14 protein-coding genes and 1 pseudogene are annotated in these 15766 nt (G+C 65.2%); 2 read left to right on the top strand and 13 right to left on the bottom strand.

Features of this window, described 5'->3' with window-relative positions; genetic code table 11:
* Positions 1-2 precede the first annotated feature (2 nt).
* From hisF to ACQY4S_RS10850, 12 genes and pseudogenes are all read right to left on the bottom strand, one after another.
* Positions 3-773, bottom strand: coding sequence for an imidazole glycerol phosphate synthase subunit HisF (gene hisF / locus ACQY4S_RS10795; RefSeq protein WP_428485203.1), 771 nt, complete (start codon positions 771-773; stop codon positions 3-5).
* Between the two features lie 101 nt (positions 774-874).
* Positions 875-2178 (bottom strand): annotated as a pseudogene (hisA, locus tag ACQY4S_RS10800) (1-(5-phosphoribosyl)-5-[(5-phosphoribosylamino)methylideneamino]imidazole-4-carboxamide isomerase).
* A gap of 3 nt (positions 2179-2181) precedes the next feature.
* Positions 2182-2832, bottom strand: a complete 651-nt coding sequence (gene hisH / locus ACQY4S_RS10805; protein WP_428485204.1) for an imidazole glycerol phosphate synthase subunit HisH — start codon at positions 2830-2832, stop codon at positions 2182-2184.
* Between the two features lie 51 nt (positions 2833-2883).
* On the bottom strand, positions 2884-3255 hold the full coding sequence (locus tag ACQY4S_RS10810; RefSeq protein ID WP_428485205.1) for a DUF2628 domain-containing protein: 372 nt from the start codon (positions 3253-3255) through the stop codon (positions 2884-2886).
* The gene (gene hisB / locus ACQY4S_RS10815) at positions 3252-3842 is read right to left on the bottom strand and encodes an imidazoleglycerol-phosphate dehydratase HisB (protein ID WP_428485206.1); all 591 of its coding nucleotides are present in this window, start codon (positions 3840-3842) and stop codon (positions 3252-3254) included. Before hisB ends, ACQY4S_RS10810 begins: the two co-directional genes overlap by 4 nt.
* Complete coding sequence (locus tag ACQY4S_RS10820; RefSeq protein WP_428485207.1) at positions 3788-6373, bottom strand: ATP-binding protein; 2586 nt, start codon at positions 6371-6373, stop codon at positions 3788-3790. Before ACQY4S_RS10820 ends, hisB begins: the two co-directional genes overlap by 55 nt.
* Before the next feature lie 187 nt (positions 6374-6560).
* Positions 6561-7109, bottom strand: coding sequence for a signal peptidase II (lspA, locus tag ACQY4S_RS10825; RefSeq protein WP_428485208.1), 549 nt, complete (start codon positions 7107-7109; stop codon positions 6561-6563).
* Positions 7109-9949, bottom strand: a complete 2841-nt coding sequence (gene ileS / locus ACQY4S_RS10830) for an isoleucine--tRNA ligase (protein ID WP_428485209.1) — start codon at positions 9947-9949, stop codon at positions 7109-7111. The genes lspA and ileS overlap by 1 nt, the downstream gene beginning before the upstream one ends.
* 178 nt (positions 9950-10127) lie before the next feature.
* Positions 10128-10862: a metallophosphoesterase family protein gene (locus ACQY4S_RS10835; RefSeq protein ID WP_428486296.1), complete on the bottom strand. Its 735-nt coding sequence runs from the start codon at positions 10860-10862 to the stop codon at positions 10128-10130.
* The gene (locus ACQY4S_RS10840) at positions 10756-11001 is read right to left on the bottom strand and encodes a hypothetical protein (protein WP_428485210.1); all 246 of its coding nucleotides are present in this window, start codon (positions 10999-11001) and stop codon (positions 10756-10758) included. The genes ACQY4S_RS10835 and ACQY4S_RS10840 overlap by 107 nt, the downstream gene beginning before the upstream one ends.
* Positions 10998-11474: a hypothetical protein gene (locus ACQY4S_RS10845; RefSeq protein WP_428485211.1), complete on the bottom strand. Its 477-nt coding sequence runs from the start codon at positions 11472-11474 to the stop codon at positions 10998-11000. Before ACQY4S_RS10845 ends, ACQY4S_RS10840 begins: the two co-directional genes overlap by 4 nt.
* A gap of 242 nt (positions 11475-11716) precedes the next feature.
* The gene (locus ACQY4S_RS10850) at positions 11717-12853 is read right to left on the bottom strand and encodes an FAD-dependent monooxygenase (protein WP_428485212.1); all 1137 of its coding nucleotides are present in this window, start codon (positions 12851-12853) and stop codon (positions 11717-11719) included.
* Between the two features lie 136 nt (positions 12854-12989).
* Between ACQY4S_RS10850 and ACQY4S_RS10855 the strand changes: the two genes are divergently transcribed.
* Positions 12990-14405: an alkaline phosphatase family protein gene (locus ACQY4S_RS10855; protein WP_428485213.1), complete on the top strand. Its 1416-nt coding sequence runs from the start codon at positions 12990-12992 to the stop codon at positions 14403-14405.
* A 104-nt stretch (positions 14406-14509) separates the two neighbouring features.
* The gene (locus tag ACQY4S_RS10860; RefSeq protein WP_428485214.1) at positions 14510-14752 is read left to right on the top strand and encodes a DUF29 family protein; all 243 of its coding nucleotides are present in this window, start codon (positions 14510-14512) and stop codon (positions 14750-14752) included.
* A 464-nt stretch (positions 14753-15216) separates the two neighbouring features.
* Here the strand turns inward: ACQY4S_RS10860 and ACQY4S_RS10865 are convergent, their stop codons facing one another.
* Positions 15217-15702 carry a pyridoxamine 5'-phosphate oxidase family protein gene (locus tag ACQY4S_RS10865; RefSeq protein WP_428485215.1) on the bottom strand — a complete coding sequence of 162 codons (486 nt, stop codon included), beginning with the start codon at positions 15700-15702 and terminating at the stop codon, positions 15217-15219.
* Between the last annotated feature and the right edge of the window lie 64 nt (positions 15703-15766).

The following is a 15766-nucleotide window of genomic DNA, read 5'->3' on the forward strand; positions in this document are numbered from 1 at the left end:
GCTCAGACCGCCTTGCGAGGCAGGCGCACCGGCAGTCCCGCTTGATGCAGCGCCTGCTTCACCTGGGCGATGGTGAATGTGCCGAAATGGAACACGCTGGCGGCCAGTAGGCCGGTGGCCCCTGCCCGCGCGCCTGCAACGAAATGCGCCAGCGTGCCGGCGCCGCCTGAGGCAACCACCGGCACCCGCACGGCACTACAAACGGCGTGCAGCAGTTCAAGATCAAAACCCTGTCCGGTACCGTCACGATCCATGCTGGTCAACAAAATCTCGCCGGCGCCCAGGAAAATGACCTGCTGGCACCAGGCGATTGTGTCGATCCCAGTGTTGCGGCGGCCGCCATGGGTGAATACCTCCCATTTCCCCGAACCGGTCCGTTTGGCATCGATCGCCACGACGACGCACTGGCTGCCGAACTTGGTGGCGGCCTCGCGCACCAGGTCCGGCCGAGCGACGGCGGCCGAGTTGATGCTGCACTTGTCGGTGCCGGCCAGCAGCAGGCGGCGCATGTCGTCCGTCGACCGTATCCCGCCACCGACGGTCAGCGGCAGGAATACCCGTGCCGCCGTGCGCGAGACGACGTCCAGGATGGTGTCCCGGTTCTCATGGCTGGCGGTGATGTCGAGGAACGTCAATTCGTCCGCTCCGGCCGCATCGTAGACGGCGGCCTGCTCCACCGGGTCGCCGGCATCCCGCAGCGACACGAAGTTCACGCCCTTCACGACGCGGCCGTCCTTCACGTCCAGGCAGGGGATGACGCGCAATTTCAACATGCCAGCGTTTACTAAGGGCGGACAGCCGGGATGCAAGAAATATCCGGCGAAACCTTGGTTTAAGGTCGGAAAGTGCGGATCAATACCTGAGTCATCCAGAATCAGGCGGCAAACAACGCCAACGCCTGCCCTGCTTCGACGCGCCCGTCATACAGCGCCCTGCCGATGATCACGCCTTCAATGCGGGTGCCATGCGCGGCCTGCTTCAAGGCGATCAGGTCATTAAGTGAACCGACACCACCGGAAGCAATCACCGGCGTGGTCAAGCGGTTCGCCAGGGCAACCGTCTGCTCCAGGTTCAGGCCGCTCAGCATCCCGTCCCGGCCGATGTCGGTGTAGATGATCGCGACGACGCCGGCGTCCTCGAACCGCAGGCCAAGCTCGGCCGCCGGCATAGCGGAGGTTGTTGCCCAACCCTCGGTGGCGACGAGGCCGTCGCGCGCATCGATGCCGACGGCGATCCGGCCAGGGAACTGCTTGCAGGCCTGGAGCACCAGCGGCGGATTCCTGGCCGCGGCGCTGCCCAGGATGACGCGATGAATGCCGGCGTCCAGCCAGGCGGCGATACCGGCCATGTCGCGAATGCCGCCGCCGAGTTGCACCGGCACACCGACATTGTCCAGGATGGCCCGCACCGCGCCGGCATTGACCGGCCTGCCGGCGAAGGCGCCATTCAGATCGACAACGTGCAGCCAGGCGAACCCGGCGGCCTGCCAGGCATTCGCCTGCGCCCCGGGATCGGACGAATAGACCGTCGCCTGCGCCATGTCGCCGCGCCGCAGACGGACACATTCACCGTCTTTCAGGTCGATAGCCGGATAGATCGTCAGCGCCGTCATTGACCGGAGGTGCCCTTCCGGGGACGCAACCGCTTGTAGTAGAAGAACCCGTGCGTCGCCTTGCCACGAACGAGCGCGTATTCCGGATGCTCGCCCCAGCGAATATAGCCGAGGGATTCATATAACCGGATCGCCGGGGCCTGGGTTTCCCGGACGTCCAGATTGAGCACATGGTAGCCAAGTTCGCGCGCGCGCTCCTCCACCTCCTCGGTCAGCAGGCGTGCCAATCCGTGACCACGGGCATACGGCGCGATGTAGGAATGCATCAGGTGCGCCGCGAAGGCCTGGGCTTCGTTGTTGCGCGGCGGCCGGGCCAGGATGGCGGAGCCGACGATGTCGCCGTTTAACCGCGCGACGAACAAGTCACGTTCCGGCACCAGCATGACGCCGCGGAAATACGTCTCCAGCGCGCGCCGGCCGGGCGGATTGATCCAGCCAAAGCCGCCGCCGTCGATGATGGCGGCGTCGGTGGCCTCGCACAGCGCGTGCAGGTCCTGGTCAGTGAACCGCTCCAGGTGCTCGACGAACAGATCCGGCTCGCCAGGCGTGGGGGTCGGTCCCGACATCGGTCAGGGTGACCAGCGAAGGAAGTTGCTCAGGATGCGAAGGCCGACATCCTGGCTTTTCTCGACATGGAACTGCGTGCCGGCGCGGTTGCCGGCAACGACGATGGCCGGCACCGGGCCGCCGTAGTCGGTGGTGGCGATGGTCTCATGCGGCACACCCTGGGTCAGGGCATAGCTATGCACGAAATAGACGTGGTCGCCTGGTTCCAGGCCTTGCAGCAGCGGATGCACGCCAGAAGCGAAGTCCAGTCCGTTCCAACCCATCTGCGGCAGACGCAGGCCGAGCGCCGGCATTTCCGTGATGTCGCCTTTGATCCAGCCGAAACCGGGCGTCCCAAATGGGGCATTGACCGCGTGTTCCAGCCCACGCTCCGCCATCAATTGCATGCCGACGCAGATGCCCAGGAACGGCGTTCCTCCGGCCGTCGCGGTCTCGATTGCCTGACGCATGCCGGCCACGGCGTCCAGACCGGCGGCACAGTCAGCGAACGCCCCCTGGCCAGGCAGCACGATCCGGTCGGCCGCGGCGACCGCGTCCGGATCGGCGGTGACGTCAACGGTGGCATCGAGCCCCGCCCGCTCCGCCGCCAGTGCCAGCGCGCGAGAGGCGGAGGCCAGGTTGCCGCTGCCGTAATCCACCACCGCGATCTTCATTACAAGGTACCCACTGTGATCTTCATCACAAGGTATCTACTGTAATCTTCATCACAAGGCGCCCGCACCATACCGCTGGGCCAGGTCGGGGCGGTTCGTCAGCAGGCGCAGCAGCGCCTCCTCCGCTCCGCGCGCGGCCACGACATGCACCAGCAGATAACCTTTGTGCTCCAGCGACCAGACACGCAGATCATGTCCAATCAGGCCAAGCCCGACAGCGAGGCCAAAGCCCAGGATCAGGCCAAGCGGCTGTGTTGCCAGTGCGGCGATCACGACAAAGCCGGCCAGACTGATCGCCGCCGCGATCCACGCGCGATGCGCCGCCAGCCAGATTGGACCGAACAGGAAGGCGCCCCAGGAAAAGCCTTCCCGCACCAGCACGGGTTCGGCGTCTGCCTTCAGGTGCGCCCCATACAGTCTCACAGCGCCCCCTTGGTGGACGGAATGGCATCGCCGATCCGCGGGTCAGTCTCCACCGCCGTCCGCAGTGCCCGCGCCACCGCCTTGAAGCACGCCTCCGCGACATGATGCGCGTTATGCCCTGCCCGGCGCGTGACATGCAGCGTGATCAGTGCATTGAACGCGAGTGCGCGAAAGAATTCCTCGAACAGCTCGGTATCCATCTCGCCGATCTTTGGCCGCTGGAACTCGACGTTCCAGACCAGGAACGGCCGGCCGGAGAGATCGACCGCCGCATCAGCGAGGGCCTCATCCATCGGGATCAGGGCATGGCCAAACCGGCGGATGCCGCGCTTGTCGCCCAGCGCGCGGGCGATGGCGGTGCCGATGACGATGCCAACATCCTCGGTGGTGTGATGGAAGTCGATGTCAAGGTCGCCGGCGGCCCGAACCGTCAGGTCGAACAGGCCATGCCGAGCGAGCGCGGTGAGCATGTGGTCGAGGAACCCGATCCCGGTGTCGATGTCGGCGCGGCCTGTCCCATCAAGGTCCAGGGTCACGCTGATGTCGGTTTCGGCGGTCGCTCGGGTAAGGTCGGCGGTGCGTGCCATGATGGGCCTTCCACTACCGCGCCGGCGTCAGGCGGTCCAGCGGAACCGGAGGCCGGGGTTTCGTCCGCCGCATCCGCCGTCGGTGGCAACAGACTGCTCACCGCGGCCAGCAGGTCTTCCTTGCGAAACGGTTTGCGCAGCAAGGCAAAGCCGGCAGGCAGGTCGCTCAGGCTGTCGGAATGGGCAAAGCCGCTGATCATCAGCACCGGCAAATCCGGTCGTGACTGACGCGCCTGATGCGCCAGATCCATGCCGTTCATGCCAGGCATGAGGAAGTCCGACACCATCATTGTGAAGTCCGTGTCGCGCCGCAGGTGCCAAAGCGCCTCCCGGGCATGGCCGGTTTGGGTCACCGCGAAACCGGCACCCCGCAGGAAGGCGGCCAGCACAAGCAGTACGTCCGGTGTATCATCGACGAGCAGGATATGACCCGCCCGCGCACGCGAACGCGGCATAGGGCCGTTCTCCGTCTCCTCCGCGGATATGACGCATGGCAGCCAGATTTGTACGCTGGTGCCGCGGTTCGGCATGCTGGTGATGCGGATGTCGCCGCCGCTTTGCCGGGCGAAGCCCTGCACCATCGACAGGCCCAGTCCCGAGCCTTGCGCGCCCTTGGTGCTGAAGAACGGCTCGCACGCCCGTTCGGTGGTCGCCTGATCCATGCCGCAGCCGGTATCCGATACCGCCAGGATGATGAAGCCGGTCGCCGACATGCTGCCGACTGGCGGGTCCGCCGCGGGATCGGCGGGATGGGCATGCAGGGTGATCACGCCGCTGCCGGCGATCGCGTCCCTGCCATTGATGATCAGGTTCAGCAGCGCGGTCTGCAATTGCGCCGAGTCGACGGAGATTGGCGGCAGCGTGCATGCAACGAACGGACACAGGCGGATATTCGGGCCGACGGTATGTTGAGCCAGGGACACGACGGAGACGAGCAGTTCGTCCAGGTTGACCCGGGTCGGATGCAGCCTTTGCTGGCGGGAGAAGGCCAGAAGCTGGTCGGTCAGGCGCGCCGCCTGCTCCGCCGCGTTCACCGCCACGTCGGACAATTCCCGCTCGACGCTGGTCGGATCCATCCGCTCCTGCAGCAGCTCCAGGCTCATGATCTGCGCCTGAAGCAGATTGTTGAAGTCGTGCGCGACACCGGATGTGACCTGGCCGATCGCATCCATGCGCTCCATGAAGCGCACACGGCGTTCGAGCCGGTTCCGGTTGGTCAGGTCATGGATGATGACAGCGTGTCCGACCGGAACGTCGTCGGGCTCGACAATGGCGCAGAGCGTCATGGCGGTCGAGAACGTGGTGCCATCGTAACGCCGGCATTCGGTTTCCGCTTCCCAGCGGCCGGCCGCCTGGCTGACCGCCAGTGCTTTCGGCTCCCCCTGCAACACCGCGGGGGATACCATCAGGACGTCAACCATTTGGCCGATGATGTTGCCCGCCGTATATCCCAGCATCGCCTGCGCACCACCGTTCCACGCCATCACCCGGCCATGCCGGTCGAGCAGAAAGAACGCATGGTCCTCGATCGATTCGATCGTGGCGCGCAAGTGCCGTTCCGATAGCTGCGCCTGCCGCTCCGCCATCCGGCGGCGACGCAGTTCCCGGTTGATCGCCAGGGACAGGCCGATCGCCATGACATACAGGGACGTCGTGCCGATACCGATCAGCCAGGCGGTTGATATCCAGTGCGCCAGGACATCCGACATCGCGGTGCCGACCGACAGCACCAGCGGCGCGTTGTCCAGCACGCGATAGGCATACAGGCGCTCGACCGGTTCCTGTCCGGAAGCGGCCGCGGAACGGGCGATGAATGTGCCTGACCACATCCGCGCGGCGGCGGTCATCAAGGCCTGATCGGTTGCCGCGTCACCCAGGGCGGACGCCGGCTGGCCTGGGGCCTGAACGATGATATGCCCATCCGACCGCATTACCGTCACGATGCGGTCCGGCCCGACATCAATGCGGCTTAGGATAGTCCGCAGGTAGGAAATCCGGACGCTGGCCAGGATGATGCCCGTGAAGGCGCCAGTCCGATCCTGCAGGCGCCGCGTCAGGACCATCATTGGCGCGCCGGTGAACGGATTGGTAAGCGGCCCGGAAATTTGCAGCCCAAGGCCGCCCCCATCGCGGTGCGCCTTGAAATATGGCCGCTGCGCTATTCCGGCATGTGAGGTGCCGTGCGGATTCAAGGACTGCACAACCCGCCCGGTCGCATCAGTAACCATGATCTCACCGATCCCGCCGTAGTTGCCGATGTTGTCGAACAAGGCGGCGTGCTGGGCATCCTTGGCCAGATCGGCGACCCGCGGGTTTTCCAGGCTGATGCGGATCGTGTCCATCAGCAGGTCATCGATCTCGATATCCTTGGACAGGATGGCGGCGCCGCGGTCCGCCAGCCGGATGTGCTGCTCCGTCGCCTCGATCAGGCTGATATGGCGCAAGTCCCAGATAAGCCAGCCAACCAGGGCGGAGGACGCCAGCAACAGGCCCAGGGCGAGGAACGTCACGCCCCAATTCTTCTTGGCCACCGATTTCAATGACGCCGCGTCCGAAAAAACCGAGGAGTCGGGAACGCCCGGGCCAGGCCGGTCGTCCGCGACCGCAAGCCGCTGGGGATAAGCCAATAATCCGGATGGACTGGGCATTTCAGCGATCTTACGCGCCCGGAGATTCACATCGTCATCCCGTCGCTACAAAAACGTGATCATGGCGCCATCAGGCAGACCGGCGCGTCTGCTTTCTTGATCCCAGCGAATCGATGATCAGGACGGCCACCCCACAAACAATCGCCGCGTCGGCGACATTAAAGACGTACCAGGATAGCTCGCCCCATGGACTGTTGATATGGGCATGGATGAAGTCGACCACGGCGCCAAACCGAAGCCGGTCGATGACATTGCCCACCGCGCCCCCGGCGATCGCGCCGATCGCGGCGGCAACCAGCGGGCTTTCCGCCCGCCGCAGCCATAGACACAGCCCAGCCACCACGGCCAGGGCAACGGCTGCCAGCAGGATATGGCCCCATGAGCCAAAGCCGTTCAGCAGGCCGAACGTCACGCCACGATTCCAGACCATGGTCAGATTGAGCACGGGCAGCAGGACGACCTGCCGCAGCCGCGGCAGATCCAGGATATTGAGAACCCACCATTTGCTCGCCTGATCAGCGGCCAGCACGATCAAGGCGGTCAGCAGGCCAAGCGGCACCAGACCAGATGCCGCCAGGCCTCGCTTGTCCCAGTTCAGCCGGTTCTCGATCGACCGCATCACGCCGCTGGCCGGGATACCAGTCCCGACTCGACCGCGTCCACGCAGCGCAGGCACAAGGCCGGGTGCGACGCCTGGGTCCCGACCTCCGTCAGAACCCGCCAGCAGCGGGCGCACTTCGCGCCGAGCGCGGGCGTGACCCTCGCTGGGGGTTCGCCCGTGTCCTGAACGAGTTTGACGGAGGAGACGATCGCGATCTCGGCCCATGCGGCGGCGTCCAGTAAGGTTTCGTGCGCGGCGTTGAGCGGCAGCTCCACCGCGGCCTGCAACGATGAACCGATCGCATTGGCTTTGCGGGCTTCCTCGATCGGCATGGTGATGCGGCGGCGGATGCTGCGAATTGTCTCCCATTTCGCCGCCAGGGCCTTGTCGTGCCAAGTGGCGGCCAGCGCCGGGAAAAGTTCCAGATGCACGCTGGCGTCGTCGCCAAAAGCAGGTGGGCCGAAGCGGGCGCACCAGGCTTCCTCCGCCGTGAAGCACAGCACCGGTGCGAGCCAGGTGCACAGGCCGCGATGCAGGTGGTCCAGCACCGTGCGAGCGGCTCGGCGTCGCACGCTGTCAGGGCGATCGCAGTAGATCGCGTCCTTGCGGATGTCGAAATAGAACGCCGACAGATCGACGGCACAAAAATTATGCAGATCGGGATACACGCCGGACCAGTCATAAGACTCGACCGCGGCGCGGAACCTCGCATCGATCTCGGTCAGGCGGTGCAGCACCCAGCGCTCGAGTTCCGGCATCTCCGTCACCGGCAGGCGTTCGGCTTCGGAGAAACCATCCAGGCTGCCGAGCACCCAGCGCAGCGTGTTGCGCAGGCGGCGATACAGTTCCGCCTGTTGCTTGAGGATTTCCGGCCCGATGCGCAGATCTTGCGTAGTGTCGGACATCATCACCCAAAGCCGCAGGATGTCGACGCCATATTGCTTGGCCACCTGCTCCGGGGCAACCACGTTGCCCAGGGATTTCGACATCTTGCGGCCGTGCTCGTCATTGACGAAGCCGTCCGTCACGACCGCCTTGAACGGCGCCTGCCCGCGCGTCCCCACGGCTTCCAGCAGCGAGGCCTGGAACCAGCCGCGGTGCTGGTCGGAGCCTTCCAGATACAGGTCCGCCGGCCAGGGCAGACCACGCTTTTCCAGCACGAAGGCGTGGGTGCAACCGGATTCGAACCAGACGTCGACGATGTCCCTGACCTGCTCGTAGTCGTCCGGGTTGTAGTCCGGTCCGAGGAAGCGGGACGCCGGCGACGCATACCATGCATCGGCGCCCTCATGTTCGAACACCTCGATGATCCGGGCAACCACGGCGGGATCGCGCAGCGCCTGACCGGACGCCTTCTCGACGAACACGGGGATCGGCACGCCCCAGGCGCGTTGGCGGCTGACGCACCAGTCGGGGCGCGTGGCCACCATCGAGCCGATGCGGTTGCGCCCCTGGTCCGGCACGAAATGCGTCGCGTCGATCGCGGCGAGCGCCTTGTCACGCATACGTTCCGGCCCATCCAGCCGGATGAACCACTGCGGCGTGGCGCGGAAGATCAGCGGCGCCCGTGACCGCCAGGAGTGCGGATAGGAGTGGCGGATCGAGCCGCGCGCCAGCAGCGTGCCCGCCTCGGTCAGCGCGGCGGCGACCGGGTCGGCGGCCTTGTAGACATGCACGCCGGCGAACAGCGGCACCCAGGGGTTGAACGTGCCGTCGTCGCCCACTGTCTCCGGCACGTCCAGCCCATTGGCTCGGCCCAGCAGGAAATCGTCGTCGCCGTGGCTAGGCGCGATGTGGACGAAGCCGGTGCCGGCCTCCGTGGTGACGAAGTCCGCCAACAGCAGGGGCGTGTCCTGGTCGTAGCCTCCCTCGGCCCCTGCCGCGCCACGCAGCGGGTGCGCCATCACCGTGCCGGCCAGATCCGTTCCCTTGACCACCTGAAGCACCGTATGTCCACTGATCGCGGCATCCTTCAGCACGGCGGACAGCAGCGCGGCGGCGACCACGATCTTCTCTCCGACGCGCGCCAGCGAGCCGTCGGCGACCGCATCCACCTGGACGACGGCGTAGTCGAAGTCGGCCCCGGCGGCGACGGCGCGGTTCCCAGGCATCGTCCAGGGCGTTGTCGTCCAGATCACCACCGAAGCGCCGCCCAGCGCTGGGATCGACGGCTTGATCACTGGAAAGCGAACCCAGATCGTCGCGGACGTGTGGTCGTGGTACTCGATCTCGGCTTCCGCGAGGGCGGTCTTTTCCACCGGCGACCACATCACCGGGCGCAGGCCCCGATACAGCGCGCCGTTCAACAGGAACTTGCAGATCTCTGACGCGATCGCCGCTTCCGAGGCCGCGTCCATTGTGGCGTAGCGGCCGGCAAAATCGCCTTCGACACCCAGGCGGCGGAACTCCTTCGCCTGCACCGCCAGCCAATGTTCGGCGTAGGCACGGCATTCGGCGCGGAAATCCAGGATCGGGACCATGTCCTTGTCCTTGTTCTTCCTGCGATACTCCTCCTCGATCTTCCACTCGATCGGCAGGCCATGACAGTCCCAGCCGGGGACGTAGTTAGCATCGTAGCCCGCCATCTGGCGGGTGCGGTTGATCATGTCCTTGTGGATTTTGTTCAGCGCCGTGCCCAGGTGGATGTTGCCGTTGGCGTAGGGCGGCCCGTCGTGCAGGATGAACAGCGGCCGACCGGCCGCGGCGTGCCGCAGCTTGCCCCAAAGGTCCATGGCGTCCCACTTCGCCAGGATTTGCGGCTCCTTCTTCGGCAGATCGCCGCGCATCGGAAAGCCGGTCTGCGGCAGGAACACCGTGTCGCGGTAATCGGGCGGGGCATCAGTGACGACGTCGTTCATGGCAATTCCGTGCGGCAATGGGCGGACGGGTGGCGCCGTCCAGGTTCAGGATGACCTGCCTATACACGGATGCAACCGCTCGGACCATGCCGAACGCGGGAAGGTGAGGCGCGCCGGCGCAGCCCATCCGCCATCGTAGCGACGCGGACACGCCAGGCCATCACCAGGAACCAGGGCCTTACCCGGTGAAATGAACGATCTTGCGCGTCGCGAGGTCGACCGTGACCTGATCGTCCGGCGTCTTGGCGACATTGGAGTCGCTGGAGGGGTGATACTCGATCCGAAGCTGCGGCGCGGTGGCGACGATGCGCAGGTAGCCGGTATCGGTGTCGTCATAGTTCTCCAGCACCACCATGTCCGCATCGGTTGCGATCGTCAGCGGCGTGCGCAGGGCAGGCTGGTTGGCGCGAGTGAGCTTCTGCGGCCGGCTGTGTCCGCCGCCGCCGGCAATGAGGTAGGGGATCTGCATGTCCGCCATGGTGCGGGTATAGCGCTGGTAGTTGTGCGCATGCGCCGACAGCACGGCATGCGGCCAGATTGCAACCTCCTGACAGATCGCATCGATCTGCTTGCGCATGTCGGTGCTCGACCCATGTCCGCGCTCGCCCGCGATGGTGTAGGCTGGATGATGGTGCGCGATGATGACTGCGCCGGAAAAATTCTCCGACTTCACCCGCTCCAGCGCCGTGTGCAGGTAGGTCAGTTGGACGTCGGTCAGTTCGGGAAATTCGCCGCCATGGCTGGAGATCACGCCGGGATCTTCCAGCGCGTTGCTGTACAGCGCCAGGATGCGCACGAACGGCGCTTCAAAGGTGAAATAGACGCCAGGCTGGATCTGCGTCGTGCGGTCCAGGCCACCCGCCTCCGGAGCAATCTCGAATGTCTCGGCCGCAGAAGTTGCGCAGGAAGGCATCCAAGGAGGCCGCTTCGGTGTTCGGCGCGACCATGCCATCATGGTTGCCGGCCAGCGCCACGATCGGCGCGGGGTAGTTGCGGTATGCGTCATAGAACTGGTCGTAGTAGTAGCGCGCCTCGCCGAAGTTATAGATCACGTCGCCAAGGTGAAAGTAGAACCTGGGCCGATCCGCCGGTTCGTCGGTGAAATCGCTGCGACCTCGTCCTGCAGGGACGGCCCACGCGTGTTCCCGGTGTCGCCGACGGAGTGGAACACCAAGCGGCCGGCGTCGGTCACCTGGCGTGTCGCGTCGGCGCCATGGCTGCCCAGTATCTGGGCGAACGTCAGCACCGGCTCCGCCCCGCCGCGCGCCGCGGGAAACGGTATCGGCCGCAGTTCATGCGCCCGTGCCATGGCGTCCAGCACCTTATAGGCGGCGGAGTCGGAGCTGTGCTTGATCTGGAACTCGGCCGGGTCGGCGGTGATCTCCGGCTGGGCGAAACGTGGCTCGTCCTGCGGGTCCGATGTGACATTGTTCACGACGGTGGGTTGCGCGGACGGTGTCGCGGGACGAGCAGCCCTGGAACGGCCGCGTGGCGTCGTATGGCGAGCATCGTGGCGCCGGGTCATGTTGGTGCTCCCCCATGTTACAGTTTTAGTACGATGAAAGATGAACGTTCTTGAAGCAGTTGGATGTTCATCGTATGCGGGGTAAGCGCTGACGGGAAGCGAACGTGGCGGGAGTCTTCAAGGTTTAACCGAGGACGTCGAAAAACCGTTTTGGACGTATAATGGGATTAACGGCGACGGCATTCCAGTATTCGGTTCCCGCCACGCCGCGGGGGTCGTTACACCAAGCCTCGGCCGTCGGATCAGTCCGCCAGCGGCACTGTCCAGGCGTCGTAGCCATAAACCCAGTCGGCATCGTGCGGTTCACGCAGCCAGGTGTTCTGTGCCGAAGTCTGCTGGATGCGCGATGTCCGTGGCCGGCGCGTGGCTTCATACCGGCGCAGCGCGTCACCCACGCCGTCGCGGTCCACGCCGTCCAGGCAGCGCGACAGCACGGCACCATCCTCGATCGAGGTGGAGGCGCCCTGTGCCATGTACGGCGTCATCGGGTGGCAGGCGTCGCCGAGCAACGCCACGTTGCCCTCCACCCAGCGCGGCAGCGGGTCCCGCTCGACCAACGCCCATTTGTGGACATCCGGGCAGGCGGCGAGGATGCCGCGAACCTGCGGATGGAACGTGTCGTAAGCGGCGCGCAGTGTGGCCAGATCGCCTTTGGCGGACCAAGATTCGACCGACGCCTCCGGCTCCGGCGTACTGGTGACGAAATATAGCTCGTCGCGCCGCGGGTTGACAAAATAGCTGACGATATGTCGGTCTGGGCCCCACCACTTGACGCAGGGCTCCACCGGCAGCCCGTTCAGCCGAGCGGTCGGAAACACCGTGCGGTAGGCGACCCGGCCGGTATAGCGTGGCTGTTCAGCGCCCAACATGAGATCCCGCACCACGGAATGCACGCCGTCGGCGCCGATCACCGCATCCGCCACGGCTGTCTCGCCGTTGGTGAAAATCATCCGCACCATGCCGTTCGGCGCCTGGTCCAGACCGGCCAGCTTGTGGTTCAGGCGGATGACGTCGTCCGGCACGAGGTCCGCCAGCATGGCGTGCAGGTCGCCGCGGTGCATCAGGAAGTAGGGCACCCCATGGCGGTCACGGACCGACTGGCCGAGGGGCAACGAGTTGGTCAGGGCACCGGTGTCGTGGTCGCGGGAGTCGTTGCTGTCAGGCTGAAAGGCCTGGGCAAGCAGCTTGTCCCGCAGCCCCAGCGCGAACAGCACGCGGACGGCGTTGGGTGCCTGCTGAATGCCGGCACCCAGCCGGATGAAGCCTCGCGCCTGTTCATGGATGCGCACGTCGATGCCGACACGGCGCAGGCAGACGGCGGCGGCCAGGCCGCCGATGCCGGCGCCGATGATGGCGATATGGGGTTTCCGCTGCGGCATCCGTTCGGCCTCCTTCCCAATGCTGCGTGATCTGGTTGCGACCGGCAAGCCGGGCGAGGCGGATGTTGCCGCCAATCTGCAGTGGACAAACGGCGCGGATTGCGGCTCTCATCAGGCCTGAGGGGGGCACAAGATCATGGACATCAGGCATGTCGTGGTGCTGATGCTGGAGAACCGCTCGTTCGACTGCATGCTGGGGACGCTCTATCCGTCCAACGACAGGTTCGACGGACTGACCGGCACCGAGCGGAACGTCTGGCACAAGGCGGACGGGACCCAGCAGACGACCGCGGCGTGGACGTCGCCGGACCTGACGCAGGCGGGTGCCTGCATTCCCGATCCCGACCCTGGCGAGTCGTTCGACGACATCCACACGCAGCTCCATGGCCTGACAAGCGGCGGCCCGAACATGTCGGGCTTTGTCGACAATTACATGCGCCAGCCGCCGGACAAGTCGGCAACCGATCCGCCGTTCGATCCCGCCGCCACGATGCACTGTTTCACACCCGAAGCGTTGCCGGCGATGAGCACCCTGGCGCGTGCTTTTGGCGTATCCGATCGCTGGCACGCCTCGGCGCCATGCCAGACCTGGCCGAACCGGTTCTTTACCCACGCCGCCACGGCGGGCGGTTACATCAACAACGCGCCGACGCATTTTCCGTACAGGATGGAAACGGTGTTCAACCGGCTGGAGTCGGTGAAGCAGACCTGGCGGGTGTATTTCCACGATATACCGCAATCGGCTGCGCTGGCGAAGCTGTGGACCGACATTCCGACACATTTTCATCACTATGAGGAGGATTTCGCGCGCGACGCCGCCAGCGGCAGCCTGCCGGCCTACAGCTTTATCGAGCCGCGCTATTTCACCGACACGGTCCTTGGGAAGATGCCGAACGATCAGCACCCGCCGCACGATGTCTCGCACGGGGATGCGCTGATCGCTTCGGTCTACAATGCCGTGCGGACCGGCCCAGGCTGGAAGAACACCTTGCTGATCGTCACCTACGACGAGCATGGTGGCTGTTATGATCATGTGCCGCCGCCGCCGGCTGTGTCACCCGACGACCTGCGGCCGGATGGTTTCGACTTTGGCAGCTTCGGCGTGCGCGTGCCGGCCCTGATCATCTCCTCCTATGTCAAGCCTGGGTCGGTCATTCGTCCGCACGGTCCGACGCCGTTCGACCATACCTCGATCAGTGCCACGTTGGGGCGGCTGTTCGGGTTTCCGCCGCTGACCAGGCGGGACGCGGCGGCGCCCGACCTGCTGGAGGCGCTGACCGGGGACGGCGGCAACGATGGCCCGCCTGTGGTTCAGGCGAACGAGGCCACGCCTGGGCCGGCGCAGATCGCCAGATCGGCGGCGCGGCAGCCAAATTCGATGCAGCACGCGCTGAACGCGGCGGCGCTGCGGCTGCCGGCGGCGGGGGCGGATATCGCGGCCCATGTCCATGGCCTGGCGTCCACGCCGGACCCCTCGCCGGCTCCGGGCCCCGTGGCGATGGCGGCGGAGACGGTCGCGGCGAAGGTGCGGGCGTTTTTGGGCCGGCTGTAGACGCTGCTCGCCAGCGACTCACACCGAGCGCGCGCACGTCTGGGATCGGCCCATCCGTGCCACTTGTCATAAAATCTGCTATATCCCGAGGGATAGGAGGCAGCATGAGCGACTATGACACCGACATCTTGAGATGGTCCGAGAACCAGGCTGAATTGCTGCGCCAACATGCCGCCGCTACCAGACCGAATGACACCGCGATCGACTGGCCCAACATCATCGAAGAGATCGAAAGCGTCGGTCGGTCGGAGCGCTCCGCGGTGGCAGGCAATGTCAGAACCATCATCGAGCATCTCGCCAGGCTGCAAGCCTCTCCCGCGGCCGATCCACGCGCCGAATGGCGTTAGATCATATTACGTGCCCGCGCCGCCATCGACGAGGCGTTGGAGGAAAGCCCCAGCCTGCGTGCAAACCTCGATGCGGTCATCCAGCGGGAGATGCGGCGCGTTCGTCCGTTGGTCGCTGAGGCGCTGGCACAATATCGCGCTGGCACAGTATAACGAGGCACCACGGGTGCCACTGGACCAGATCGGGTACAGCACGGAGCAAGTGCTCGGGCCGGGGTTCCCGGACGATCTGAGTTGATGACCGCCGAGCGCCCGCCGCTCGAGAAACTGATGAAAGCCCTCTGCCCCGGCTATGTGATTATCATCCCAGCAGTGGACCGCGACTCGCGGGATACGACAGACCTCATGGTGATTGCCCGCGACATGCAGCGGGAGGTTGGGCCTGCGTTCGCTGACTGGTCCGCGGGATCGTTCCGTCTCATGATGTCATGTCACCTGCCGACATCCATCCGCATCGCCTCATGTTACCTCAGTGATACCTCCGCCGCTTTATCCTGATAGTCCTTCTTCGGGTCGGAGCCGAACAGCGCCTTGATCCCCGCCACAATGCTCGACCCGCTCTCCCAGATCTCCGCGTTCTCCGCATCGAAACGGATCAGCGCCAGGTTCGGATCATCCTTGCCGCCTGGATACCAAGCCGCGACGGACTTATTCCAAAGCCGATCGATTACGACGCGGTCGTTGTCGAGCGCCAGATTGCCCCGGACGCTGGCAAACAGGTCATGACCCTTCGAGGCAAACGTGGCAATCGCGCGATGACCCTTCCCGAGGGACTGAACGAGCACATTGTCCTTGGCGGCGAAGAACCAGATCGGGCTTTTCTCCCCCTCGAACTGCGCTGTCATTGGGCGAACATGGCCATCCTCGACCCCGTCAAGGCCGAGCATCATCGTCATATCCGACTCAAGCGACTTCCAGAATTTTGTCTCGAGTTCCTGCGGCGTTGGCATCTCGGTCTCCTTGCATACCCTTGCCAAACGGATGGCGTTGCTAGGCGGTTCCTTTTCGACCTCC

Source organism: Rhodopila sp., assembly GCF_965276935.1.
GTDB lineage: Bacteria > Pseudomonadota > Alphaproteobacteria > Acetobacterales > Acetobacteraceae > Rhodopila.